Source organism: Pectobacterium aroidearum (assembly GCF_015689195.1).
GTDB classification, from domain to species: domain Bacteria; phylum Pseudomonadota; class Gammaproteobacteria; order Enterobacterales; family Enterobacteriaceae; genus Pectobacterium; species Pectobacterium aroidearum.
Map to the genome: position 1 here is coordinate 3,618,675 of NZ_CP065044.1, position 24,910 is coordinate 3,643,584.

Consider the following 24,910-nt stretch of genomic DNA (forward strand, 5'->3'; position numbering starts at 1 on the left):
GATTCGTGCGGCCATTTTTCAGAGTCATCGCTTTAAGAGCCATCATTTAAGAGTAAATACGCAATGAATAATAAAGTCATTGATGCCAGCCATTTCCGTTCTTATTTATTTGACGGAATGACAATTATGTTCGGTGGTTTTATGGGCGTCGGAACACCGAAATTATTGGTAGATGAGATCATTAAATCCGGCGTCTCTGATTTAACCCTGATCGGAAATGATACCGGTTTTGTCGATACCGGCGTTGGACCGTTAATTGTCAGCGGTCAGGTAAAAAAACTGATTACCTCACATATTGGTACGAACCCGGAAACCGGACGCCGTATGCTCGCTGGTGAACTGGACGTAGAGCTGGTGCCGCAAGGAACGCTGGCAGAGCGTATTCGCAGCGGCGGCGCAGGCTTAGGTGGCTTTCTGACGCCAACGGGCGTTGGCACCATTGTCGAAGAGAATAAACAAAAAATAACCATTAACGATATTACCTATTTATTAGAACTGCCCATTAAGGCCGATCTCGCCATATTACAGGCCAGTATTGCCGACACCAGCGGAAACCTTATTTACCATCTCACCGCCCGTAATTTTAACCCGCTCATTGCGCTCGCCGCGAAGAAAGTCGTAGCGCAATGCGAGCAGGTTATTCCGGTCGGTCAATTAGCACCGGAATGTATTGTCACCCCAGCGGCGCTGGTCGATCACCTTTATTTGGGAGAAAAATAATGGATGCGAAAGAATTAATCGCCCGCCGCGTCGCACTGGAGCTGAAAAACGGCGACGTGGTGAATTTGGGTATTGGTTTGCCCACCAAAGTCGCGAATTACGTACCACACGGCATTGAAGTCACCTTCCAGTCGGAGAACGGCTTTTTAGGGTTGGGGGCAATCACCGAACCGGACAGCAATCTGGTGAATGCCGGTGGTCAGGCATGCGGCATGGTGCCTGGCGCAGCCATGTTCGACAGCGCGTTTTCCTTTGCGCTGATTCGCGGCGGCCATGTCGATGTCTGCGTGCTGGGCGGCTTGCAGGTGGACGAGCACGGTAGCCTCGCCAACTGGATGGTACCGGGGAAAATGGTGCCCGGCATGGGCGGCGCGATGGATCTGGTTGTCGGCGCGAAGAAGGTCATCATCGCCCTGGATCACTGCGCCAAAAATGGCGATGCGAAACTATTGCACCAGTGCACCTACCCGCTAACCGCCGCCAATAAAGTCAGCATGGTCGTCACAGAACTGGCGGTCTTCCAGTTTATCGACCAACAAATGGTGCTGACCGAAATCAGCCCTGACATCACCGTGGACGAACTGCGCCAAAAAACCGAGGCGAACTTCATCGTGTCCGCCGATTTAAAACCCTTCAGCATCCATTAATCGAGGCGACCATGAACGACTCCGTTGTTATTGTTAATGCCAAGCGCACCGCAATCGGTAAATTCGCAGGCAGTCTGGCCAACACATCCGCTATCGAGATGGCGTCAGCCACCATTCGTGACTGTCTGTCGACGCTGCCGGACACGCTGGCGATCGATGAAGTGATTCTCGGCAATGTGCTGCAAGCTGGTCTGGGACAAAACCCGGCACATCAAGCGAGTCAGGCTGCCGGTCTCTCTTTTGAGACTCCCTCGCTGACCGTCAGCAAAGTCTGTGGATCCGGCCTGAAGGCCGTCGTGCTCGGCGCACAGTCTATTCTGTCCGGCGATAATCAGGTCTGTGTAACGGGCGGGATGGAAAACATGAGCGCCGCGCCTTACCTGCTGGAAAAAGCGCGCCACGGTTACCGCATGGGGAATGGCAAGCTCGTTGATATCATGATTAACGATGGCCTGTGGTGTGCGTTTAACGATTACCACATGGGCACCACGGCGGAAAACATCGCCGAGCGCTACCAGCTTACGCGTGAAGAACAAGATCGGGTGGCGCTGGCGTCCCAGCAGAAAGCCGTCGCCGCGATTGAGGCTGGCCGCTTCAAGGCGGAAATTACTCCACTGTCACTGCGTAACAAGAAAGAGACGCGGATCTTCGATCGGGACGAATTCCCTCGTGCGGATACCACGCTAGCGTCGCTGGCAGCGCTACGTCCGGCATTCTCCGCGAACGGCACCGTCACCGCAGGCAATGCGTCCGGCATTAACGATGCGGCCGCGACGCTGGTGTTAATGCGTGAATCCGAAGCGAAAAAACAGGGGATTACCCCGCTAGCGCGTATCCGCAGTTGGGCATCAGCCGGTGTACCGAGTGAGGTCATGGGACTGGGACCAATTCCCGCGACGCAGAAAGCGCTACTCAAAGCCGGGCTGACAATCGGCGATATCGACCTGATTGAAGCCAACGAAGCCTTTGCCGCGCAGTTTCTAGCTGTACAGCGCGATCTCCAGCTCGATCCAGAAAAAGTGAACGTCAACGGCGGTGCGATTGCGCTGGGCCACCCTATCGGGGCAAGCGGCGCGCGCATTCTTGTCACGTTGGTACACGCGCTGCACAGCTACAACAAAACGCTGGGGCTGGCGACGCTGTGCATCGGCGGTGGGCAAGGTATCGCGATGATCGTCGAGCGCATTTAAAACGGGTTGTTGGTCGAAACATGTGTCAGAGAATAAAGTAATCCGACCATCGACAAACCTATTTGCAGAACGAAAACGGGAGTAACGGAATAGAAGAGTAAAGCGTTTGCGCCAGGGACAAAAACGTCAGGAACGTTTTTGAACGTCGCTTGCGACGGCCCTGAAAGGGTGAATCTCAGGGATGAGATTCATATCTGCGCAAGCCGAGCGCACAGGGATGTGTTTACAGCGTCTTTACGATCTATCCGTTACTACCGCTCTACGGACGGTTTTTATTGTTTTAACTGGGGAACAGCAGCACGATTCCTCCGCTAAAACGTTTCCCAGTTCGCATTTGCCGAGCCAGCAGATGCGGGTTTGGGCAACAGTGATGTCGGTAATGCAGCAAGATACAGCGCACTCTCGGCGCGATGTTCCTGTGCTGCCGATTGATTAATTTTGAACACCGCCACCGCGTTCTGTAAATATCTGGCCTGCTCTTCCAATGCCGCCGCGGCAGAAGCCGATTCCTCCACCAGCGAGGCGTTTTGCTGGGTGACGCGATCCATTTCATTGACCGCCTGCCCGACCTGCTCGATCCCCCGGCTTTGCTCATCGGACGCCGACGCGATTTCCCCCATGATATCCGTTACCCGACTCACGGCGCTGACGATTTCTTTCATCGTATCGCCCGCGTCTTTTACCTGCACAGAGCCGGTATTGGTGCGGCTAACCGAATCATCAATCAGCGTTTTGATCTCTTTGGCGGCCTGAGCGCTGCGCTGCGCCAGCGTTCGCACCTCCCCTGCCACCACGGCAAAGCCTCGTCCTTGCTCACCAGCACGCGCGGCTTCTACCGCAGCATTCAGTGCCAGAATATTGGTCTGGAAAGCGATGCCATCAATCACGCTGGTAATGTGGGCGATTTTTTGTGAGCTGTCGGCGATCTCATTCATCGTTTTCACGACATTATCGACGACAGTGCCGCCTTTATTCGCCGTATCTGACGCATTTTTTGCCAGCTGCGTAGCCTGACGCGCATTGTCTGAGTTTTGTTTCACCGTCGATGTTAGCTGTTCCATGCTGGCGGCTGTTTCCTGTAGCGAGGCGGCCTGTTGCTCCGTACGCGAAGACAGATCGTTGCTGCCGACCGAGATTTCACTCGCCCCAGAGTGGATGGAGTGGGAACTGTCGCGCACCAAACTCACGGTGCGGATTAATGACTGCTGCATATGGTGCAGCCCTGCCGCGAGCTGGCTCATCTCATTGCGGCCTGTGGTATCAATCGGATGCGTCAGATTACCCTCGGCGATAGCGCTAATATGCTGCATGAGCGTACGCAGCGGGTGCAAAAGAATACGCTGCAACCCGATCCAACTGAGGATAATCACCAGCACGACGACGACGGACAGTGCGCCCAGCAACCACAGCATCGTTTCAAACGCCGCGTGGTTTTCCTTGAGGCCGTCATCCGACAGCTGGTTTTGCGCCGCACGCCACGTAATGTAGGCGTCCTGCATGGCCACGTTAAGCGGCGTTGCCCCACTACTCAACTTCATCGCCGCCCCCGCCAACCCGCCGGAAAGCGAATCAACAATATCATTCAGTAGCTTGTCGTAAGCGGTATAGCTCGCCTCAAGTTTTTTGGATAACGCGTCATCCAATCCGGGTGTATTAGGCAAAGATAAATAGTGTTTATAACTACTCTCGGAGGCAGCCAATTGCGTTTTTGCCTGCTGTAAGAGCGCCTGCATAGCTTCTTTATCCGCATTCCCCATCATCATGTTCTGTATAATAGAACCGATAGCGATGCGCGTCTGATTCATCATAATCCATGCATCGGTAAAGGCGGCCACATTCTGGTTAGAGCGTTGGGAAACAAGGAATCCCTCTCTGTCATTAATCAGTGCCCGAACGGATAGCGCACCGGTTAAGAATTGAGATATCCCCAAGACGAACAATAAGATAACAAGGATGGTAATGACTTTTATGCGTTTAAACATGGCACACCCTCTTTTTCCATAAGGACGTAATCTTTATATCGGAAAAAAGAAGATAAATATTGAACACTCAACACAAATAAAAACATTGCCTATATTATTTAACATCCAAATATGGATTATTTTATTTTTAATATGGATAAAAACTCATTCCCTAAATGACATACTCTAATTTGAATAGGAAAGTGCATAAACAAACAATAAGACAATCTGATGGAATAAACGCTAAATAATTCGAGTGGTGTGATAACACCTTCGCGTATTGCGCGACACAAGGCCGTGTTCCTGTAAAGCCAGCCCTGTAACGGACCGGCCTGTAAAGGAAACCAACGAGCAAGTAGATTAAAGTATGGCGGAAATAGCCGGTTATTTGAGGTAGGCCAACGCCTGTTTCAACATCCGCTCATCAATGCCGTGCCCAACAGCAGGCACGATATCCAACGTAAACGCGGTCCCCAGTTTCTGAAAACGCTCAGCGGCAGCATGAGCGTGCCCAACCACAATCACACCGTCCGCTTCACCGTGAATCAGGTGTACTGCGACATCAGCAAAGGCTTTTTCTGGCAATACGGCAAAGCGGCCGCTGAACGCGATAATGTGCCCGGCCAGCGAGGACGCTGACTTCAACGCCTCCAGCGACATAATGCTGCCCTGAGAAAAGCCCACCAGCACAGTTTGTTCCGCGCTAATGCCGCTTTGTTCCTGCCAGTGGCGTACGGTATCCACAAAGCGCGGCAGGTTCGCTTCAATACGAGATAAACGATTCTCTTCCGTGATCCCCTGCACAGAGAACCACTGCCGACCGTCGCCATAGCCAGTGCCGAACGGCCCGGCAATACTGATCACCATCGCCTGCGGCAAAGCAGCGGCAAAATAGCGCCCAATCTGAGCCATGCCCGCGGCGGTATCGCCCACGCCATGAAACAACAGGATTAACCGATTCGCCGCCGAAGGCTGCTGAACAACAACATAATCTTGATTCACGTTTCTCTCCTGAGAGCCTGCGCCGAACGCCATCATCTGCCAGCATTCGTCATAAAGTACGGTTAATTCTCACTATACGCCGCGTGCTGAAAGGAGAAATCGGGAATTACTGAACGAGATGTTCCATTTTTTGCAACGACAGCGGAGATATGTCGCCTTCCTCGCCCTGTCAGTGCGGTTTAACGATACGGATCGTTGAAGCCGGATCGTTCACCAGGCAGCGTGCCGGACGCACAGGCCGTTTGACCAATCCACCGCCGCAGTTCGGACAGGCGTGGTGAAACACGGTATCCGCACAGTCAGGACAGAACGTACATTCATAGGAGCAGATATACGTTTCGGCGTCCGGCGGCAAATCACAATCGCAGTGTTCACAGTTGGGGCGTAATTCCAGCATCGGCTTATCCTGAAAGGGACAGAGGGGAATTTACAACTTATCAGATTTCACAAAACTCGGGAAACCCATTCACGACAGCGTTGCGCGTCAAGATCGAACAACGCATTGGCTGCTTCTTCGCGCCAACGTTTCAGGAGCGCTTTCTTGCCAGTCAGCCCCAATGTAGCCGCTATCTGTTCGCCTTCTTCCGGCTTTTCCACCAGCAAGCGTAGCGCAGGCAGCGGCAACGAGGTGTGGATGAGCAGACGACAGATCGCCGCGAAACTGGCCTCCATCGGTCGATATGCAAAGGCAAATCCTGCTAGCTCACGCCAGTCGTCTTCATTCAATGCATTACTGTCTGTCTGCGGTAGCGCAAGGTTCAGCGGAATCAGACGCTGTAAACAGCGCCAGTCGCGCGCCAATTGCTGGTACCCCTGCTGCGCCAGTTGATGCCCCGCTTCGCTCAGCGGCAATATCGCCATCGCACTGTAACAGCCGCTGCTGGCCTCAAGATGGCTACCGATACGCACCAGTTGAAACCCACACGACTGCCAAAACTCCCACAGGTCTGGCTGATAGCCGAAGCTAACCGACAGGTAATCCAGCCCTTGTCGTTGCGCTTCGCGCGTCTGCTCTGCGATTAACGCTCGCCCGATTCCCTGTCGGCGGTATGCCGATGCCACCGCAATTCGGCTTACGCGGCGCGCGCGCAGCGTCGGTGCATGCCACAACCCGGCGTGTGCCGCCAGCGACTGCGCCACCAGATTGCCACGTGGGCGTCGCCGTCCTGCCCATACCTCATGAGCCAGTGAGTCTGACAACCCGCCTTCTTCCACCAGCCACAGTACGCCACATAGGTTGCCAGCCACCTGTACGCTGGTAACCTGCATGCCCGGTGCATCCATCAGGCGGCGCAAATCCAACGGCGAAGTACGGTAATGCGCGCTGCACAATAGCGCGTAGCACCACGCCAGTCGCTCAGGGTGCGTTAACCAGTCGTCGGTGCGCTCGATGCGACTTTCCAGCGTCAAAGGAGAAATAGGTAGGGCAGCCTGCGGTGTGGAATAAAACGCTTCAGGCTCATTGAATAGCAATGCTTGATCCAACACCCGCTCCAGCGGATCGTTAGCGGCCCAGCGTAGAGGGTCATCGAGCGTAAACGCTTTCCACTGCGGCAGCGTCGCACAAAATTTCAGTAGAAATCCCCGTCCGGTGCCTTCATATCCCTGTACCGTCGTGGTCATCAGAATACGGGAAAAATAGGGTAACAGCGCGGAGAGAACGGAAGACGGAATCGCCGCCGCTTCATCAATTAACAACCAGTCGATATCGGGCGTGCCATGAAGGCGGCAGTGTGCCAACAGCGCATCCGGTGCCCAGAATTGCGCATCGGTGCGTGCGTGCTGTTGCAGAATATCCGCCGCCACGCGAGAAGGGGCGGTGATCCAGCATGCTCCGCGACTCCGCTGTGTCAGCATACCCGCCAGTGCCGATTTCCCCCGCCCGCGCGGTGCAGTAATGACAAATATGCCAGATTCTGCGACGCTCAGCGCATCCAGGATATGCTGCTGTCGCGTGGTCGGTTCACCGTTCGCAGGCTGCCAGTCAGCGCGTCCGGCCAGTGGCCGGACGACACTATCCTGACCCTGTTGCCAGAGCACCACGTCCTCATCGGCTGACAGCTGGCGCTGGAAATGATGGATAAAATGCGGGGTGGCAATCGGCTGGTCTTGTTCGCTCCAGCGCAGGCTGTCTTCATCCGGAAAGGTCGGCCATGACTGCCACGGCGGCACCAGCATAATCAGCCAGCTACCGGCCTGTAGGGTGCCTGACAGCATCGCCAGCGCCTCGACGTCCACGCCTTTGCGTGCATCAAACACCGCATGGAGAAACTCCCGTCCCAGCAGCGTCCGCACTCGGCTGGCTGGCAGTGAGGTAACGGAAGCTGACGCGGATTCGCCGATCCACAGCCAGTCACCGGGCAATGAGTTGCTAAGCGCCAACGCCTGCTCTTCACACCAGTTCGCTTCACCGCTCAGCACCAGCAGGCGTCGGACGCCATAGCGCTGCTGCTGGAGTTGGCTGTGGAGAAAATCACGCAGCATCATCACACGCGCCGGATGAATCAGGTCTTGCCGATCAGCAGAGAAAGCAGCCCAGCGGCGATCAGTGGCCCGACGGGAACACCGCGAAACAGCGCCACGCCCATGACCGTACCCACCAGCAGCCCTGCCACAACGGAGGGTTGATTGCTCATCAGCGACACGCCGCGTCCGCCGAGCCAGGATACGGCGACACCAATGAGGATCGCCAACAGGGATTTCCAATGCAGGAAAGAATGCATGACTTCACCGGCAGTAATTTTTCCGCTGGCAATCGGCGCCATCACACCAATCGTCAGAATAACGATACCGATGCTAAGACCGTATTTTTCTACCCACGGAAAATAGCTGTTCAACGGTGTGATGCGTATCGCCAGCAGAACCAGAATCGCCAGCGTGACGGTCATGTTATGGCTGATAATACCCAGCCCCGCCAGGACGAGCAGAATTAACAATGTTGGATCTAAGTAGGCCATGGATGCGAGTCTGTCGAAAAGTAGTCAGGTTGCGCGTTAAGCAAACCGCGATGATAGCATTAATCGGCGTCAGGGGCAGGAATCGAAGTAAGAGAGAGATCGGTAAATTCTTCAGGCGGAGACGAGGAATAAGAAGGTTGCTTTCGAGCGGAAAATAGTTAAAACATTCAGGCCGTCAGCCTATTGTCGACCGGCGACCTGAACGTAAACGATTGCGCAGTTAGTCTAATTTTACGCCGATACGGTGCGCAACTTCTTCATACGCTTCAATCAAACCACCGAGGCTCTGACGGAAACGGTCTTTATCCATTTTGTTCAGCGTTTCTTTGTCCCACAGGCGGCTACCGTCTGGTGAGAACTCATCACCCAGCACGACTTCGCCTTTGAACAGACCAAACTCCAGCTTGAAATCGACCAGAATCAGCCCGGCGTCGCCAAACAGTTTGCTCAGCACGTCATTCGCCTTGTAGCTCAGCTCTTTCATGCGAGCCAGATTCTCTTCGTTCACCCAGCCGAACGTCTTGCAGTAAGACTCGTTCACCATCGGGTCATGCATCGCATCGTTTTTCAGGAACAGATCGAACAATGGCGGATTCAGCTCGATACCTTCTTCGATTCCCAGACGTTTTACCAGCGATCCCGCCGCACGGTTGCGTACGACGCACTCGACCGGCACCATCTCCAGCTTTTTCACCAGCACTTCATTGTCAGACAGCAGGCTCACCATTTGCGTTGGGATTCCGGCTTCTTCCAGTTTGCTCATGATGAAATGGTTGAACTTGTTATTCACCATTCCTTTACGGTCAAACTGCTCAATGCGCGCACCGTCTCCTGCTGATGTATCATTGCGGAACTCCAGCACCAGTAGATCGGGATCTTCGGTGGTGTAGACGGTTTTCGCCTTTCCACGATACAGCTCAGCTAGCTTTTGCATCTTTAATTACTCCACACAGTGAGGGTCAACAAGTACGACCCGATATTTAACGCTTCCCCGAGCGGTTGCCGATAGCGACCATCAATTCGGGTAGAGATTGTTGAATGAAGAAGGGCCGGATAATCCGACCCTTGGTTTATGCGTTATTTACTGAACGCCGCCTGGAATACGGCCACCAGCGCATCGTTCTGAGACTGGGTTAGCGTATGCCCTTTAGAATCGATAAATTGCAGACTGCTGCGGTTATCTAAATCGCCGACCTGCAATTTGTAATCGCCATTAGGCAGTTCAGGATTTTTCGCGCCCAGATCATCCCAGGTTCCGCCGCTCGGCGCTCTATACTTGACGGAAACCGAGCCCTGCGGACGGCTGCGATCGCTAACTTCCATTCCGATTTTACTCAGCGCGGTTGGCAGACGATCCCACACTACCGTGTACGGGCCGCGTACAATCAGCAGTGGCAGACCTGTGTCATCCGCCCCGCTCTGCACATCCAGCGAACCAATGGTGCGGTTTGCCAGTGCGTTTTCGCGCGCGGTTGCCTGAGCATCCAGACCATTACTGAGCGCATTCAGCATCAGACCGGCGTAGCGCTGATTTTGATCGCTCGTCGTCACTGGCTGGCCGTTCAGCTGTAGTCCCAGCAGTTTCACGATCAGTGCGACCTGATAACCCTGCTGCTGCACGGAAATCTGATAACGTCCCTGATACGGTACGTTTTCATCTTCACGCGGCCATGAGATCCAGTCGGTCGTCAGCGTTTGGCTGGCGTCCTGACGACTGGCAATGGTGTACGCTTTGTCTTGCAACACGCGGATAACCTGAGACCAGAGCTGACTGTTTTGCGAACTGTTTTCTAACAGCAGCGTTGCCGTATCTCCAGAGATCTGGGTGCGGGAACCATTCAACAAGGCCAATGGTTGCACTGGAGGACGAATATCCAGTTCCTTGCCGACCGCGCCATTCAGGGTAACGGGCGGTATATCATAATCCCCGTTCTGCACCGGTAAAATCATCCCGGCTGGCGTATTCAGCGCGTGCTGCGCCGGTGCCTTCAGATAGGATTCATCGCCACTCACCTGACGCTTATAGCGCTGATCGGAGGAACAAGCCGCCAGCAGCATCACGAGTGATATGCCAACGACTTTCGCCACCATCGACTTTTGTAATGAATAACTCATTAAATCTCCCTAACGATTACAGCAAACCCGCTTGCTTAAGTGCTTGCCCCATTACCGTACGACCGGAATCGGTCAGCGGTGTCATCGGCAGGCGCAGCGTATCGGTCGCCATGAGTCCCAATTCCTTACAGGCCCACTTCACCGGAATAGGATTGGGTTCAACAAATAATTTCTGATGCAATGGCATCAGGCGCTGATTTAAACGGCGCGCTTCGACAAAATTGCCCTGCGCCGCCAGCTTGCAAAGTTCCGCCATTTCACGCGCAGCAATGTTCGCCGTTACGGAAATCACACCTTTACCGCCGAGTTGCATAAAGTCCAGACCGCTGGCGTCATCGCCGCTCAGCAAAATGAAGTCTTCACTAACCAGCTCTTGGATCTGGCTTACCCGACTTAAGTTCCCCGTCGCTTCTTTAATTGCGACAATATTTTTCACTTCGGACAAACGGGCAACGGTTTCCGGCAGCATGTCACAACCAGTACGGGAAGGTACGTTATACAGGATTTGCGGCAGATCGGTATGCTCGGCAATCGCTTTGAAGTGCTGGTACAGGCCTTCCTGCGTCGGTTTATTGTAGTACGGCGTGACCGTCAGGCAGCCCACAACGCCAGTGCCGTGAAAACGTTTAGTCAGTGAAACGCCTTCGGCGGTCGCGTTAGCACCGGTACCCGCGATGACAGGAATACGTCCGTCGCTCAGCTCCAGCGTCAGCATCACGACATCGCCATGTTCGTCATGGCTCAGCGTGGCGGATTCACCCGTCGTGCCGACAGAGACAATCGCCGATGTACCGCTAGCGACATGATAATCAATCAGTTTTTTCAAGCTCGCCCGATCGACGGCGCCTTTGGCGTCCATCGGCGTAACCAGCGCAACAATACTTCCCGTAAACATTGGCCATCCCCTCCACAAACAAGTGCTTCATGGTACTTTTGACTTCTATGCAAAAGCAAGCGGACAAGGGCGTTGTCGGCGTCTGACGCAGGTTTTTTTATGACGCAGTAAACGAAATTAAAAATGCTTCTGACGTTTTGCGCCAAAAGCAGCCCGTTTACTGCGACTTATCCGTCACTCGCGGGATGTTTCAGGTTATTTTTCACCCAACCGATCAAATCCAAATATCATTTTCAGCCGTCCGCTCACCGCCTTCATGACCCGTATTCAGCACGCCTTTTGGTTCAATGAGCAGCATTTTTACTTCGTGTTCTGCATAAGGCTTATGTTCAACGCCGCGTGAGACAACGTACATTTCCCCAGCATTGATGTGCACATCGCCGTCACGAAAATCGATTCTCAGTTGGCCTTCCAGCACGATGAATGTTTCGTCCGTTTCGGGATGGGAATGCCAGATGAAATCGCCCTGAATTTTCACGATTTTAAACTGATAGTCATTCATCTCCGCGATCACTTTCGGCTGCCAGCGATCGTCGAATAACGCTAACTTTTGGGCAAAATTAATGGATTTATACATACCGTCTCTCCTTATGATGACGCCCTCAGACTAGCGAAGCAGAGTACCGGCTGTATTGAACGATTGTGCAAGTAGATTAAAACGTAGTGAACATTCGCTGCCAGTGACCCGGTGAAAGGCCAAATGCCTTCACGAAATGACGCGTCATATGGCTTTGGTCCGCGAAACCCGCCCGAGCGGCGATATCGACGAGGCTGTCACCGGCCAGCATACCTCGCCGACAGTGTTCGAGACGGCGCATGGTGACGTAGCGGTACGGCGTCGTGCCGAAAAGTGCGCGGAAATCGCGCGTCAGGCTCCAGCGGTCCCGACCGCTCACCAGTGCCAGCTCATCAAGCGTAATGGCCTTATCAAAGGCATCATGAATATATTCACGTGCCCGTTCGGCAGCGTGGTAGTCGAACAAACGCCGCGGATGCCGCTGTCCACCCACAGCCGATAGAGCCTGCGCCAGATCGTAGAGCACATCATCTTCTTCCAGTTCATCGAATCCCTCCTCCATCGCTCTGAGCAACGGTTCCGTTGCCGCAAACAGACGCGGATCGTTAGATATGCCGCCGTTAACGAAGGGCAGAGGTTTACCACCGAGTATTTTTTGAATCAGCGCCGGCTCAACGTAAATCATGCGGTACTGAAAGCCGTCGGCAGAACCCGCTTCGCCATCATGAATCTCATCCGGATGAAGTACCAGCGTTCCCCCCGGCACGCTATTGCACAGGCTGCCACGATAGTGAAAACGCTGCACGCCGGATAACGTCCGCCCAATCGCATAGGTGTCGTGCCGATGGGGATCGTAACCGTGCCCACGGAAGAAAGCCTCAATTCGTTCGAACGAGGCGGGATGCTGAGCCTGCTTTACCCAGTCGTTATTTATTTGATGCCGTCGCATGATGAAAGGCGCTTTATCTCTGGTGACCAGAATTCACCTTAACGCGGAATGCCCACAATCACGAAATATTGTCTAAGCGACGGCAAGCGGCGTTAAAAATTGCTCCAGGCAATTTTTTATGTTTACCATGTGATTAATGGGAAAAAAGACAGGAAGCATGATGTTGCCAAGCTCACAAGAATACTATCTGGTTATTACCGCACTGGGGGTTGATCGCCCTGGTATTGTCAATGCGATTACCCGCCACGTCAGTAGCTGTGGCTGCAATATCGAAGATAGCCGTCTTGCCATGCTGGGCAAAGAATTTACCTTCATTATGTTGCTGTCCGGTAGCTGGAACGCGATAACGCTGATCGAATCAACCCTGCCGCTGAAAGGCGCAGAGATGGATCTGCTGATCGTGATGAAGCGGACGGAGTCACAGGCCAGCCAGCCGACGCCCTCTACCGTCTGGGTGAAAGTTGACGTTGCCGACTCCCCTCACATCATCGAGCGTTTTACCGATTTATTCGATTCTCATCAGTTAAACATTGCTGAGCTGGTGTCAAAAACACAGCCCGCCGAGGGCGGCAAACCGCCGCAGTTGTATATTCAGATTGCCGCACACAGTTCTGCCACGCTGGATAGCTCAATTATTGAGCCAGCCTTTCATCAGCTATGTACAGAATTGAACGCACAAGGCAGTATTAGCGTCGTTAACTATGCCCAGTAGTATTTGGCGCCCAATAGTATTTGTGCCCAATAGCATAACGCTGCCATTATTATTGCGAATAGCATGGGTATATCCACAGCATGAAGAGAAACAAGACGGAGAGTCGTGATGAACACACTGAAAGCCGGTGATATTGCACCGAAATTTAGCTTGCCCGACCAAGATGGCGAACAAGTAAATTTAACCGACTTCCAGGGACAGAAAGTGTTGGTGTATTTCTACCCTAAAGCGATGACGCCAGGATGCACCGTTCAAGCCTGCGGCCTGCGCGATAACATGGACGATCTGAAAAAATATGGCGTTGAAGTTCTCGGTATCAGCACGGACAAATCAGAAAAACTGTCCCGCTTTGTCGAGAAAGAAGTCTTAAATTTCACGCTGCTTTCTGATGAAGACCATCAGGTTTCAGAAGGATTTGGCGTTTGGGGAGAAAAAACCTTCATGGGGAAAACCTATGATGGTATTCATCGTATCAGTTTCCTGATCGATGAAAACGGCAAGGTCGAGAAGGTTTTTGACGACTTCAAAACCAGCAACCACCACGACATCGTTCTCGATTATTTAAAAAACGCCTGATTCGCGGTTTTTAAATCCTCTACCGGCACCGTCATACGTGCCGGTTTTTCCTGTTATTCTTCCTCTTCACTACGTTTTTCCCGCTCGGGCATTTCTTTGTCTGCCATCGCTGGCTAAGATAGTTGGCAGAATGCTTTCACGTTAGCTGTTGATAAGGTTATCTTCCGTTATGTCTATTCGGTTAAGAAAAACGGTCATGTCCGTGCTGTTTGGGGCACTACTGGCTGGCAACCTGCTTCCTGCTCAGGCCGACACGCAGGATCGGCTGCCGGATATCGGCACCACCGCAGGCGGTACGCTCAGTATCAATCAGGAACTGGCAATGGGGGATTTTTACGTCCGCCAACTGCGTGCCGGCGCACCGCTTATCAACGATCCACTGCTGTCGAATTACATTAATCAACTCGGTAACAGATTGGTCAAACAGGCCGATTCCGTGCGTACGCCGTTTCATTTTTACCTGATCCGTAATGACGACATTAACGCCTTTGCCTTCTTTGGCGGCAACGTGGTGCTGCATTCCGCGCTGTTCCGCTATGCCGATAGCGAAAGTGAACTGGCCTCCGTGCTGGCACATGAAATCTCTCACGTTACCCAACGTCACCTGGCGCGTAGCATGGAATCACAGCAACGTAGCGCACCGCTTACGTGGGTCGGCGCGCTCGGTTCCATACTGTTGGCGATGGCTAATCCACAGTTGGGGATGGCGGCACTTAGCGGTACGCTGGCGGGTGCGCAGCAGGGCATGATTACGTTCACGCAGGCGAATGAACAAGAGGCAGACCGCATCGGGATTCAGGTCTTGCAGCGTGCGGGCTTCGATCCGCAAGCCATGCCAAATTTCCTGCAAAAGCTGGCGGATCAGTCGCGTTACGCTTCCAGACCGCCGGAAATGCTGTTGACTCACCCCTTGCCGGAAAGTCGCCTGTCCGACGCCCGCAACCGCGCCAACCAGATGCGTTCAACGCCGGTACAATCTTCTCAGGATTTCCTGTTCGCCAAAATACGGACCTTTGGCATGTATGGCTCACCGGATCGTCCGCTGAGCAACGATCTGCTGGAGCAATGGGAAAAAGGCAACGTGCGGGAACAACTGGCCGCGAAGTATGGCCGGGCGATTCAGTTTTATCAGGCGAAGAAGTACGATGAGGCGCGCAATGTACTGCAACCGCTGCTAAGCAGCGCGCCTGAAAACCCGTGGTTTCTGGATATGATGACCGATATCGATCTGGGACAAAACCGCGCGGCTCAGGCTATCAGCCGCTTACAAAACGCTCCCGGTGCGCAGGCTAATCCGGTACTTCAGCTTAATCTGGCGAATGCCTATGTGGAAGGGAAGCAGCCTGCTGCTGCCAGCAAAATACTCTATCGCTATACCTACGCTCACCCTGACGACTCGAACGGCTGGGATCTGCTGGCACAAGCCGCAGCAGCACAAGGACAGCGAGCAGAAGAACTGGCCGCACGCGCAGAGAGTCTGGCGCTCAGTGGCCAGCTCGATCAAGCTATTCGGCTACTGAGCAACGCGAGCTCACTGGTTAAATTGGGGAGTCTGGAACAGGCGCGCTACGACGCCCGCATCGACCAGCTGCGCCAATTGCAGCAGCGTTTCCGCCAGTACCAGAAATCCTGATAAGGAGCATGACGATGACACAATCTTCAACCCAAACATCCGTGACGATTTACCACAACCCGCGCTGCTCCAAAAGCCGTGAAACACTAGCGCTGTTGCAGGAACACAATGTCACGCCCGACGTCGTGCTCTATCTCGACACGCCGCCCGATGCCGTGACGCTGGCTCAGCTTATTCAACAATTGGGCTTTAACAGCGCACGTGAGTTAATGAGAACCAAAGAAGAGCGTTATCAGCAGTTGGGGCTGTCCGATACCGCGCTGACAGAAACGCAGCTGATTCAGGCAATGGTCGATAATCCGAAGCTCATCGAGCGTCCTATCGTCGTGGCGCACGGTCAGGCACGTATTGGTCGCCCGCCGGAACAGGTGCTGGAAATACTGTAGTTGTAAAAATGACTGTTAAATGATGGTTGTTAAACAATGATTGTTAAGCGGCAGGCATGAGCGATCCTCAACGACGATCTTTTAACAACGATCGTCAACTACAGCCCGAGGATCTCTTTCACAAAGGGAATGGTCAGCTTGCGCTGTGCGGTGATGGAAGCGTGGTCAAGCTGATCGAGCGTCATAAATAACGTCCGCATTTCCCGATCCAGACGTTTAAGCAGAAAACGGCTCACGTCTTCCGGCAATTCGAACCCTCGTAGTCTGGCGCGCAGCTGTAACGCTTCCCCTTTCTCATCATCCGACAGCGGTTGCAGCTTGTAGATTTGTCCCCAGTCGAGACGAGAAGCCAAATCGGGCAGGTGTAAATTCAGCTGACGCGGCGGACGATCGCCGGTAATCAACAGTCGAGCACGTCCCGTTTCCTGAATGCGGTTATACAAGTTAAACACCGCCATTTCCCACTCTTCATCACCCGCAATCGATTCGATGTTATCGATACACACCAGCGCCAGTTGCTCCATACCTTCCAACACATCCGGCACAAAATAGGCGCGTTTATCTAACGGCACGTAGCCCACCGCGCGTTCCTGACGCGACAGTTCAGCGCAGGCAGCATGCAGCAGATGGCTGCGCCCGCCCCCTTCGCGTGACCAGAAATAGATGTAGCTGCCGTGTTCCTGGTGCAAAGCATTATTAATGGCGGCAAGAAGAGACGCATTTTCACCCGGATAGAAACTGGCAAAGGTTTCGTCATCGGGTAAGTAGAGGGGCAATGAAAGCTGTGCCGGCGTGTTCAGAATCACCTCAAGCAAAACGGGCAGGAAATCGGATCGAGTTTATCACAGAAACCGTGCCCTGTTGAGGACGCGATAGTGACGGCCTCAACAGGGGAACTAATGCGGTTATGAACGTGTGTCGTTCTCTTCCGGCGCATCGAGGATCTCTTCCTCTTTGCGGAACAGGCTGATGACCTTAAACACCAGGCTCATCCCAATACCGACAACCGTCGCCAGCGCCATGCCTTTCAGCTCAGTCGCGCCCAGATGCACTTTTGCGCCGCTGACGCCAATGATCAGGATCACAGAGGTCAGGATCAGGTTTTGCGCTTTGTTGTAATCCACTTTGGATTCAATCAGTACGCGAATACCAGACGCCCCAATCACGCCGTACAGCAACAGCGATACACCGCCCATGACAGGAACCGGTACAGCCTGAATCGCCGCCGCCAGTTTGCCCACGCAGGAGAGCAGAATCGCGAGGATCGCTGCACCGCCGATAACCCAGGTGCTGTACACTTTGGTAATCGCCAGCACGCCGATGTTTTCACCGTAGGTTGTGTTCGGCGTAGAACCAAAGAAGCCGGACAGCACGGTAGAAATGCCGTTGGCGAACATGGAGCGATGCAGCCCCGGTTCACGCATCAGATCTTTCTTCACGATATTCGCCGTCACGACCAAGTGACCGACGTGTTCTGCAATCACCACCAGCGCCGCAGGCAGAATCGCCAGAATGGCAAACCATTCAAAGCGCGGCGTGTAGAATGTTGGCATCGCAAACCAGTGCGCTTCACGAATCGGGGTCAAATCCACCACGCCCAGCGCGAACGACAGCGCATAGCCTGCCAGTACCCCGATCAGAATCGGGATGATCGCCAGAAAACCGCGAAACAGTACCGATCCCAGAATGGTGATTGCCAGCGTCGCCAGTGAAATCGTCACCGCGGTAGAATCGACAGAAGCGCCATCGGCAGGCAACAAGCCAGCCATTCCCGCCGCCACACCGGCCAGTTCAAGGCCGATAACCGCCACAATCGCCCCCATCGCCGCAGGGGGGAACAGCACATTCAGCCAGCCAGTCCCCGCTTTCTTAACAATCAGCGCCACCAGACAGAACAACACGCCGCACATGATGAAACCACCTAGTGCGACCTCATACCCCAGTGGCAACAGCAGTAAAACCGGAGAAATGAACGCGAAGCTCGACCCCAGATACGCCGGGATTTTCCCCTTACAAATGAATAAATAAAGCAGCGTACCGACACCGTTGAATAACAGTACGGTTGCCGGATTGATCTTGAACAGAATGGGTACCAGAACGGTAGCGCCAAACATCGCAAACAGATGCTGGAAACTCAACGGGATGGTTTGTAACAAGGGTGGTCGTTCACTTACCCCGATGGCGCGACGAGTCATCTTCAATATCCTCTGTAGTGTTGTTATCGAGTGTTGCTATTTGTGTGTGCAGGTAGACCCGCACTTATTATCACAGCCAGACTCACCCCGCCCCACCGTAGCGAAGCAGGAGAATGGTGACTGCTGATGTATAAAAGAACCGCGTGTGACGTAACACAGGCTGTGGCGCACCATAGGAAATACTTAGGTTGGCGCCAAAAAAAAGCCGACTATAAGTCGGCTTACCTGTTATTTCGTACCAAATATTTTATCGCCCGCATCGCCCAGACCCGGCATGATGTAACCCTGCTCGTTGAGGCCTTTATCGATGGATGCCGTGTAAAGCTCAATATCCGGGTGAGCTTTTTCCAGTGCGGCAATCCCTTCTGGCGCCGCGACCAACACCAGCACCTTAATGCTGTGACAACCCGCTTTTTTCAGCAGATCGATCGTCGCAATCATTGAACCGCCGGTTGCCAACATAGGGTCAACCACCAGCGCCATGCGCTCTTCGATATTGGAAACCAGCTTTTGGAAATAAGGAACAGGCTCTAGCGTCTCTTCATCACGGTAGATACCGACAACGCTGATACGCGCGCTAGGGACATTTTCCAGCACGCCTTCCATCATCCCTAATCCTGCACGGAGAATTGGTACGACGGTAATTTTCTTGCCTTTGATCTGATCGACTTCAACTGGACCGCACCAGCCATCAATGGTGACTTTTTCGGTTGCCAGGTCAGCCGTCGCTTCGTAAGTCAGCAAACTTCCCACTTCGGAAGCCAGTTCACGAAAACGCTTCGTACTAATATCGTTCTCTCGCATCAAACCCAGTTTGTGTTTGACGAGCGGGTGTTTCACCTCGACGATCTTCATCATTATCTCCCCATCGGCTAGTGGACGGACAAAAACGCCAAACGCGTTTTTAAACACCGCTTGCGGCGGCCCGCAGGGCGGCGGGCACGAGAGCCCGTCGTAAAAAAAATCGCGGGATTATACCGCCTTTTTTACTTAGCGCCATATGATTAAGCCTGATCCAGATCAACCGAGGAGAGAAATTGTCGCCGTTAGCGAAAAATAGCCAGCCGATGACTCATCGCTCGCAAACGATTGCCTACACTGTTAGAATTAGCGCGCATTATTTTTACCACAGTATGTTTTCTAAATACCGTGTTTTCTGAATACGACCCGTAACCTTCGTGGGGACTCAGCAGTGACCGACAAAACCTCTCTCAGCTATAAAGACGCAGGCGTGGATATCGATGCGGGTAATGCATTGGTAGACCGTATTAAAGGTGTAGTGAAACAGACCCGTCGCCCGGAAGTTATGGGTGGATTGGGTGGTTTCGGTGCCTTGTGCGCCTTACCGCAAAAATACCGCGAACCGATTCTGGTTTCCGGCACTGACGGAGTCGGCACCAAACTGCGCCTGGCGATGGACCTGAAGCGCCACGATACCATTGGTATCGATCTGGTTGCGATGTGCGTGAACGATCTGGTGGTTCAGGGTGCAGAACCACTGTTCTTCCTCGACTATTACGCTACGGGCAAACTGGATGTCGATACGGCTGCCAGCGTGATTACCGGTATCGCGGAAGGCTGTAAGCAGTCAGGCTGTGCGCTGGTCGGTGGCGAAACCGCCGAAATGCCGGGCATGTACCATGGCGAAGACTACGACGTTGCCGGCTTCTGCGTCGGTGTCGTAGAAAAATCAGAAATCATTGACGGCAGCAAAGTCCAGAACGGCGATGTTCTGGTTGCCCTCGCGTCCAGCGGGCCGCACTCAAACGGTTATTCTCTGGTACGTAAAGTGCTTGAAGTCAGCAAAACCGATCCAGAGCAGTTCGAACTGGAAGGCAAACCGCTGGCCGATCACCTGCTGGCACCGACCAAAATCTACGTGAAATCCATCCTGTCCCTGATTGAGAAAGTGGACGTCCATGCGATTTCTCACCTGACTGGCGGCGGCTTCTGGGAAAATATCCCACGCGTTCTGCCAGAAGGTATGCAGGCGACTATCGATGAATCCAGCTGGCAATGGCCTGCGGTGTTCAACTGGCTGCAACAGGCCGGGAACGTTAGCCGTCACGAAATGTATCGTACTTTTAACTGCGGTGTTGGTATGATCATCGCACTGCCAGCCGAACAGGCAGACGAGGCCGTTGCATTACTCAACAGCAGCGGTGAAAACGCATGGAAAATCGGCGTCATTACTCAAACCGATGCCGGAGACGCAGTGGTTATTAACTGATGAAAAACATCGTTGTGCTGATTTCAGGTCATGGAAGCAACTTGCAGGCGTTGATTGACGCCTGTAAGAACGGACGTCTCAAAGGAAAGATCGTCGCCGTATTCAGTAATAATGCGGAGGCCTACGGGCTGGAACGCGCGCAGAATGCGGATATTCCTACGTGCGTCCTGAACCCTGAAGATTTTGCCGATCGCGCCGCATTTGATGCCGCACTGGCAAATGAAATTGAGCAATATGAGCCGGCGCTGGTGGTTCTGGCAGGTTACATGCGGATTCTTAGCCCGGAATTTGTTGCCCAATTTGCCGGCAAAATGCTGAACATTCACCCTTCTCTGCTGCCCAAATATCCCGGCCTGCATACACACCGCAAGGCGCTGGAAAATGGCGATCGGGAACATGGGACTTCTGTGCATTTTGTCACGGATGAGCTGGATGGCGGCCCACTGATTCTGCAAGCGAAGGTGCCTGTATTTAGTGACGACACCGAAGAAAGCCTGAGCGAACGCGTGAAAACGCACGAGCACACGATTTATCCGATGGTCATTAACTGGTTCCTGAACGGCAGACTGGTGATGCGGGATAATGAAGCCTGGCTGGACAGCGTGCGTATTCCGCCACAGGGCTACGCTGCTGAGTAATTCTGTCTCTTCATCATCTTAGTAAGGCTCCCACTACGGAGCCTTACTCACCTCCTCTTCCTGCTTTTTCTTCTTACCTCCTCTTCTCCGCATATTTCTTCCCTACACACGCGACACATCGCTATTTTCAGCCCTATCCGCGCTTTAAATATTTACTAATCTTTACTAAGCGAACACTAAGACTCAGATAAAAAAGAACATTTCTATCAACCGGAATTACACCCACTTTTCATCGGTTGAAAACGAAAATGACAATGATTATCTTTCCCCATCCTAAATTCTGTGAACTCCCCCATGCGTACTGTCTTACTGCTTTGTCTGCTTTTCCTCAGCCCATTCCTACAAGCAAAAACGGTCACCGATATGTTGGGCCGACAGGTGGAAATACCAGACAATCCCCAACGCATCATTCTGGGTGAGAGCCGCATGCTATATACGCTGGCACTGCTTCAGCCTGATAACCCGGCAAAGCATGTTGTCGGCTGGCCGGGAGATATGGCGCGCTACGATGCGCAAAGCTGGTCACGCTATACCGAAAAATTCCCACAGCTTAACCAGATCCCACAGTTAGGTAACGGCAGCCTGCAAGCAATGAACGCGGAGATGCTGCTGCCGCTAAAACCCGATCTGGTCATTCTTCCCCGGCTGGCAAAAAACGCGGCCAATGAAGATCTGCTGCAACAAACGCTGACTCGTGCGGGGATCCCGTTTATTTACGTCGACCTGCGTATCGACCTGCTTAACAACACATTACCCAGTATTCGCCTGCTCGGCGAGGTGCTGAATCAGCCCCAACGCGCTGCCGCCTTCAGCAATTTCTATCAGCAGCATATGGACGTGGTTCGCCAGCGTATCGCGCAATACCACGGTAAAAAACCGACGGTCATGCTGCATTTGCATCTGGGTAGACGTGATACCTGCTGTACCACAGCGGTCGGCGGCAGCCTTGGCGACCTGCTGACTTTCGCCGGTGGCGAGAATATTGCCAATGGCACCATCAACAGCGTCTACGGAGAGTTGAGCCCAGAGCGCGTGCTGGCTGCCAATCCTGATGTCTACATCGCCACCGGCATGGCCGGGCCGGAAGGCAAACGTTTCTCCAGTCTGATGCTCGGGCCGCTGGTGAACGCCGCGCAGGCAAAAGAGAGCTTCGACACGCTTATCCGTCAGGAACCTATTTTGTCTCACCTGCAAGCCGTGCAAACAGGCCGAGCCTGGAGCATGTGGCACAACTTCTACCTCAGCCCGTACCACGTCGTGATGGTCGAAATGTTTGCCAAGGCGCTTTACCCGGATCGGTTTGCCGATATCGATCCGCAACAAACACTACAACAACTCTACCAACAGTTTTTACCTATTGAATTTTCAGGGATTTATTGGAGTCAGATTTCGCATGAATAAGTTTGCCATAAGAAAGACCACGTTCCGCCACGGCTGGCCGCTGCTGGCGCTGTTGCCGTTTAGCATTCAGGCCGCCATTGTTGATGGCAAAGAAGACACTATGGTAGTGAGCGCAACACCTGGCGAGCAGACGGGAAAAGAGACAGGTTATCAGCCGCATAAAACCGTGACCGGCACCCGTACCGAAAGCCGCCTGCTGGATGTGCCACAGGCCGTCAACGTCGTGCCGACTCAGGTACTTGACGATCGTGCGGTACGCAACATCGATGAAGCGCTGTATAACGTCAGCGGTATCACCCAGTCGAATACGCTGGGCGGCACACAGGATGCCATAATCAAACGCGGCTTCGGCGATAACCGCGACGGTTCGATCTTCCGCGATGGCGTACGCTCCATTCAGGCACGCAACTTTACGCCCAGCAGCGAGCGCGTCGAAGTGCTGAAAGGCCCAGCCTCCATGCTCTACGGCATGGGAGAACCCGGCGGCGTGATCAATATCATCAGCAAAAAGCCTGAACTGGTACAGAAAACGCACATTGAAGGCTGGGGAAGCAGCTTCAAGGGCGGCGGCGGCCAGTTGGATGTCACTGGTCCGTTAGGTACGTCCGGTCTGGCTTACCGTATGGTGGTCGATCATGATGAAACTGATTACTGGCGCAACTTCGGGCGTAACCGCCAGACGACGGTTGCGCCATCCCTCATGTGGTACGGCGAAGACACCACGGTACGTGTTTCCTACGAACATATGGAATACCTGACACCTTTCGATCGCGGCACCCTTATCGATCCGAAGACAGGCAAGCCGGTTAATACGCCGCGCGATCGCCGCTTTGATGAAAGCTACAATGCGACACGTGGCGATCAGGACAGCGTCACCATGCAGGTTGATCGCAATCTAAATGACCGCTGGAAAAGCAGCCTGACCTATTCGTATAACCGCAACCGCTACAGCGATAATCAGGCGCGTGCTACAAAATACAATGCCAATACGGGAGTCCTGACACGTCAGCCAGACGCTACAGGCTATGCGCATAGCCAGGCGCAAATTGTCCAGCTTACGCTGAATGGCGACGTTGACTGGGGTCGCATCAATCACCAGTTGCTGTTTGGGTTTGACTATGAAGCGGATAGAACATTCCGTGGCGATATGATCCGCGGTACAGCGGCTTCAGGATTCAACATCTATAACCCGGTGTACGGCCAGCAACCAGCCTCTACTGCCGTTAACGCGAAAGACAGTGACCAGCGCGAGAATATCGACAGCAAAGCTTTATTTATGCAGGACGCTATCCGCCTTAACGATCGCTGGCAGTTACTGGGTGGTTTGCGTTATGACACGTTCGATGTGATGGCGGGTAAAGGACGCCCTTTCATCACCAATACGGACAGCTCATACCACCGCGTCGTACCGCGTGCAGGCGTCATTTACAGCCTGACGTCGTATTCATCGCTCTATGCCAGCTACAGCGGTTCATTTAAGCCCAACAGCAATATTGCCAATAACATCGGTGCCCTTCCGCCCGAAATCGGCAAGTCTTACGAAATCGGTGCCAAACTGGATCTGCCCAACCGTATTACCGGTAACGTAGCCTTGTTCGACATTGAAAAACAAAACGTGATGGTCAAGGTCGATGACAATCTTTACCGTACAGCAGGGAAAGTGCGCTCGCAGGGCGTTGAACTGGATCTGGCAGGTAGCCTCACCGATACCTTAAGCCTGATCGGTTCTTATGCCTACACCGATGCTCGCGTCACCGCTGACCCGGAAAACACCGGTAAACGGATGCCGAATGCCGCACGTCATACCGCCTCGCTGTTCCTGACGCAGGACTTCGGCAATATTGGCCTGGCCGCTGGTGACGATCTACGCGCGGGTGCGGGCGCGCGCTACGTCAGCCGCCGCGCGGGCGATGCAGCAAACACCTTCTATCTGGATGATTACACTGTCGCCGATGCGTTTATTGCCTATAGCCTGCCGCTCAACGGTTACAAGGTGAAATGGCAGTTGAACGTGAAGAATCTGTTCGACCAGACCTATTACCCCTCCAGCGGTAACAACCTGCGTGTCGCCATCGGCGAGCCGCGTCAGGTGGTGCTGCGCGCCAGCGTCGATTTCTAATCCGCTTTGCCCCGCATCTCAGCGATGCGGGGTCTCTTGCGATGTTTCATTCCACATTACGCGTTCA

General features: G+C 53.5%; 24 protein-coding genes. 11 read left to right on the top strand and 13 right to left on the bottom strand.

All coding sequences use genetic code 11. The features are described from left to right. The first annotated feature begins 63 nt into the window (after positions 1 to 63). Genes atoD through I2D83_RS16245 form a run of 3 tightly spaced genes read left to right on the top strand, consistent with a single transcriptional unit; the run spans position 64 to position 2,557 of the window. Positions 64 to 720 carry an acetate CoA-transferase subunit alpha gene (atoD, locus tag I2D83_RS16235; RefSeq protein WP_014700757.1) on the top strand — a complete coding sequence of 219 codons (657 nt, stop codon included), beginning with the start codon at positions 64 to 66 and terminating at the stop codon, positions 718 to 720. Continuing rightward, the gene (locus I2D83_RS16240) at positions 720 to 1,367 is read left to right on the top strand and encodes a 3-oxoacid CoA-transferase subunit B (protein ID WP_205946917.1); all 648 of its coding nucleotides are present in this window, start codon (positions 720 to 722) and stop codon (positions 1,365 to 1,367) included. The genes atoD and I2D83_RS16240 overlap by 1 nt, the downstream gene beginning before the upstream one ends. An 11-nt stretch (positions 1,368 to 1,378) precedes the next feature. Continuing rightward, positions 1,379 to 2,557 (top strand): acetyl-CoA C-acetyltransferase, encoded by a 1,179-nt coding sequence (locus tag I2D83_RS16245; protein WP_181844545.1) that lies wholly within the window; start codon positions 1,379 to 1,381, stop codon positions 2,555 to 2,557. Between the two features lie 311 nt (positions 2,558 to 2,868). Here the strand turns inward: I2D83_RS16245 and I2D83_RS16250 are convergent, their stop codons facing one another. The 10 genes from I2D83_RS16250 to I2D83_RS16295 form a co-directional block, all read right to left on the bottom strand. Continuing rightward, the gene (locus tag I2D83_RS16250) at positions 2,869 to 4,539 is read right to left on the bottom strand and encodes a methyl-accepting chemotaxis protein (protein WP_205946918.1); all 1,671 of its coding nucleotides are present in this window, start codon (positions 4,537 to 4,539) and stop codon (positions 2,869 to 2,871) included. Positions 4,540 to 4,902: 363 nt separating this feature from the next. Then, positions 4,903 to 5,520 carry an esterase gene (gene ypfH, locus I2D83_RS16255; protein WP_180778342.1) on the bottom strand — a complete coding sequence of 206 codons (618 nt, stop codon included), beginning with the start codon at positions 5,518 to 5,520 and terminating at the stop codon, positions 4,903 to 4,905. Positions 5,521 to 5,689: 169 nt separating this feature from the next. After that, positions 5,690 to 5,917, bottom strand: coding sequence for a DUF1272 domain-containing protein (locus tag I2D83_RS16260; RefSeq protein ID WP_015839444.1), 228 nt, complete (start codon positions 5,915 to 5,917; stop codon positions 5,690 to 5,692). A 47-nt stretch (positions 5,918 to 5,964) separates the two neighbouring features. After that, positions 5,965 to 8,007 carry a tRNA(Met) cytidine acetyltransferase TmcA gene (locus I2D83_RS16265; RefSeq protein ID WP_205946919.1) on the bottom strand — a complete coding sequence of 681 codons (2,043 nt, stop codon included), beginning with the start codon at positions 8,005 to 8,007 and terminating at the stop codon, positions 5,965 to 5,967. Positions 8,008 to 8,024: 17 nt separating this feature from the next. Beyond that, on the bottom strand, positions 8,025 to 8,477 hold the full coding sequence (locus I2D83_RS16270; RefSeq protein ID WP_205946920.1) for a DUF441 domain-containing protein: 453 nt from the start codon (positions 8,475 to 8,477) through the stop codon (positions 8,025 to 8,027). Positions 8,478 to 8,697: 220 nt separating this feature from the next. Beyond that, complete coding sequence (gene purC / locus I2D83_RS16275) at positions 8,698 to 9,411, bottom strand: phosphoribosylaminoimidazolesuccinocarboxamide synthase (protein ID WP_015839428.1); 714 nt, start codon at positions 9,409 to 9,411, stop codon at positions 8,698 to 8,700. Between the two features lie 143 nt (positions 9,412 to 9,554). Beyond that, a complete protein-coding gene (gene bamC / locus I2D83_RS16280; protein WP_015839427.1) occupies positions 9,555 to 10,592 on the bottom strand; it encodes an outer membrane protein assembly factor BamC in 1,038 nt (345 codons plus the stop codon). Positions 10,593 to 10,608: 16 nt separating this feature from the next. Beyond that, positions 10,609 to 11,487, bottom strand: a complete 879-nt coding sequence (gene dapA, locus I2D83_RS16285) for a 4-hydroxy-tetrahydrodipicolinate synthase (RefSeq protein WP_015839426.1) — start codon at positions 11,485 to 11,487, stop codon at positions 10,609 to 10,611. 214 nt (positions 11,488 to 11,701) lie between these two features. After that, complete coding sequence (locus tag I2D83_RS16290; RefSeq protein WP_205946921.1) at positions 11,702 to 12,064, bottom strand: cupin domain-containing protein; 363 nt, start codon at positions 12,062 to 12,064, stop codon at positions 11,702 to 11,704. A gap of 76 nt (positions 12,065 to 12,140) precedes the next feature. Next, on the bottom strand, positions 12,141 to 12,953 hold the full coding sequence (locus I2D83_RS16295; RefSeq protein ID WP_180778327.1) for an AraC family transcriptional regulator: 813 nt from the start codon (positions 12,951 to 12,953) through the stop codon (positions 12,141 to 12,143). 160 nt (positions 12,954 to 13,113) lie between these two features. On the opposite strand from I2D83_RS16295, the gene I2D83_RS16300 reads away from it, so the two are divergent. The 4 genes from I2D83_RS16300 to arsC all read left to right on the top strand — a co-directional run bounded on the left by I2D83_RS16300 (position 13,114) and on the right by arsC (position 16,260). Continuing rightward, entirely contained in the window at positions 13,114 to 13,665 is a 552-nt protein-coding gene (locus tag I2D83_RS16300; RefSeq protein ID WP_180778436.1) for a glycine cleavage system transcriptional repressor, read from the top strand. A 108-nt stretch (positions 13,666 to 13,773) separates the two neighbouring features. Continuing rightward, positions 13,774 to 14,241, top strand: coding sequence for a thioredoxin-dependent thiol peroxidase (bcp, locus tag I2D83_RS16305; protein WP_015839422.1), 468 nt, complete (start codon positions 13,774 to 13,776; stop codon positions 14,239 to 14,241). A gap of 169 nt (positions 14,242 to 14,410) precedes the next feature. After that, the gene (gene bepA / locus I2D83_RS16310; RefSeq protein ID WP_205946922.1) at positions 14,411 to 15,874 is read left to right on the top strand and encodes a beta-barrel assembly-enhancing protease; all 1,464 of its coding nucleotides are present in this window, start codon (positions 14,411 to 14,413) and stop codon (positions 15,872 to 15,874) included. A gap of 14 nt (positions 15,875 to 15,888) precedes the next feature. After that, positions 15,889 to 16,260, top strand: coding sequence for an arsenate reductase (glutaredoxin) (gene arsC, locus I2D83_RS16315; protein ID WP_205946923.1), 372 nt, complete (start codon positions 15,889 to 15,891; stop codon positions 16,258 to 16,260). A 98-nt stretch (positions 16,261 to 16,358) separates the two neighbouring features. Here arsC and hda read toward each other — a convergent pair whose 3' ends face one another. The 3 genes from hda to upp form a co-directional block, all read right to left on the bottom strand. After that, entirely contained in the window at positions 16,359 to 17,066 is a 708-nt protein-coding gene (gene hda, locus I2D83_RS16320; RefSeq protein WP_015839419.1) for a DnaA inactivator Hda, read from the bottom strand. 99 nt (positions 17,067 to 17,165) lie between these two features. Beyond that, positions 17,166 to 18,455, bottom strand: coding sequence for a uracil permease (uraA, locus tag I2D83_RS16325; protein ID WP_015839418.1), 1,290 nt, complete (start codon positions 18,453 to 18,455; stop codon positions 17,166 to 17,168). Positions 18,456 to 18,683: 228 nt separating this feature from the next. After that, entirely contained in the window at positions 18,684 to 19,310 is a 627-nt protein-coding gene (gene upp / locus I2D83_RS16330; RefSeq protein WP_014914591.1) for a uracil phosphoribosyltransferase, read from the bottom strand. A 337-nt stretch (positions 19,311 to 19,647) separates the two neighbouring features. Between upp and purM the strand changes: the two genes are divergently transcribed. From purM to I2D83_RS16350, 4 genes are all read left to right on the top strand, one after another. Then, positions 19,648 to 20,685 (top strand): phosphoribosylformylglycinamidine cyclo-ligase, encoded by a 1,038-nt coding sequence (gene purM / locus I2D83_RS16335; protein ID WP_015839417.1) that lies wholly within the window; start codon positions 19,648 to 19,650, stop codon positions 20,683 to 20,685. Beyond that, positions 20,685 to 21,323, top strand: coding sequence for a phosphoribosylglycinamide formyltransferase (gene purN / locus I2D83_RS16340; RefSeq protein ID WP_015839416.1), 639 nt, complete (start codon positions 20,685 to 20,687; stop codon positions 21,321 to 21,323). The genes purM and purN overlap by 1 nt, the downstream gene beginning before the upstream one ends. Positions 21,324 to 21,617: 294 nt before the next feature. Further along, positions 21,618 to 22,724: an ABC transporter substrate-binding protein gene (locus tag I2D83_RS16345; protein WP_180778325.1), complete on the top strand. Its 1,107-nt coding sequence runs from the start codon at positions 21,618 to 21,620 to the stop codon at positions 22,722 to 22,724. Then, positions 22,717 to 24,843 carry a TonB-dependent siderophore receptor gene (locus I2D83_RS16350; RefSeq protein ID WP_205946924.1) on the top strand — a complete coding sequence of 709 codons (2,127 nt, stop codon included), beginning with the start codon at positions 22,717 to 22,719 and terminating at the stop codon, positions 24,841 to 24,843. The genes I2D83_RS16345 and I2D83_RS16350 overlap by 8 nt, the downstream gene beginning before the upstream one ends. Positions 24,844 to 24,910 lie beyond the last annotated feature (67 nt).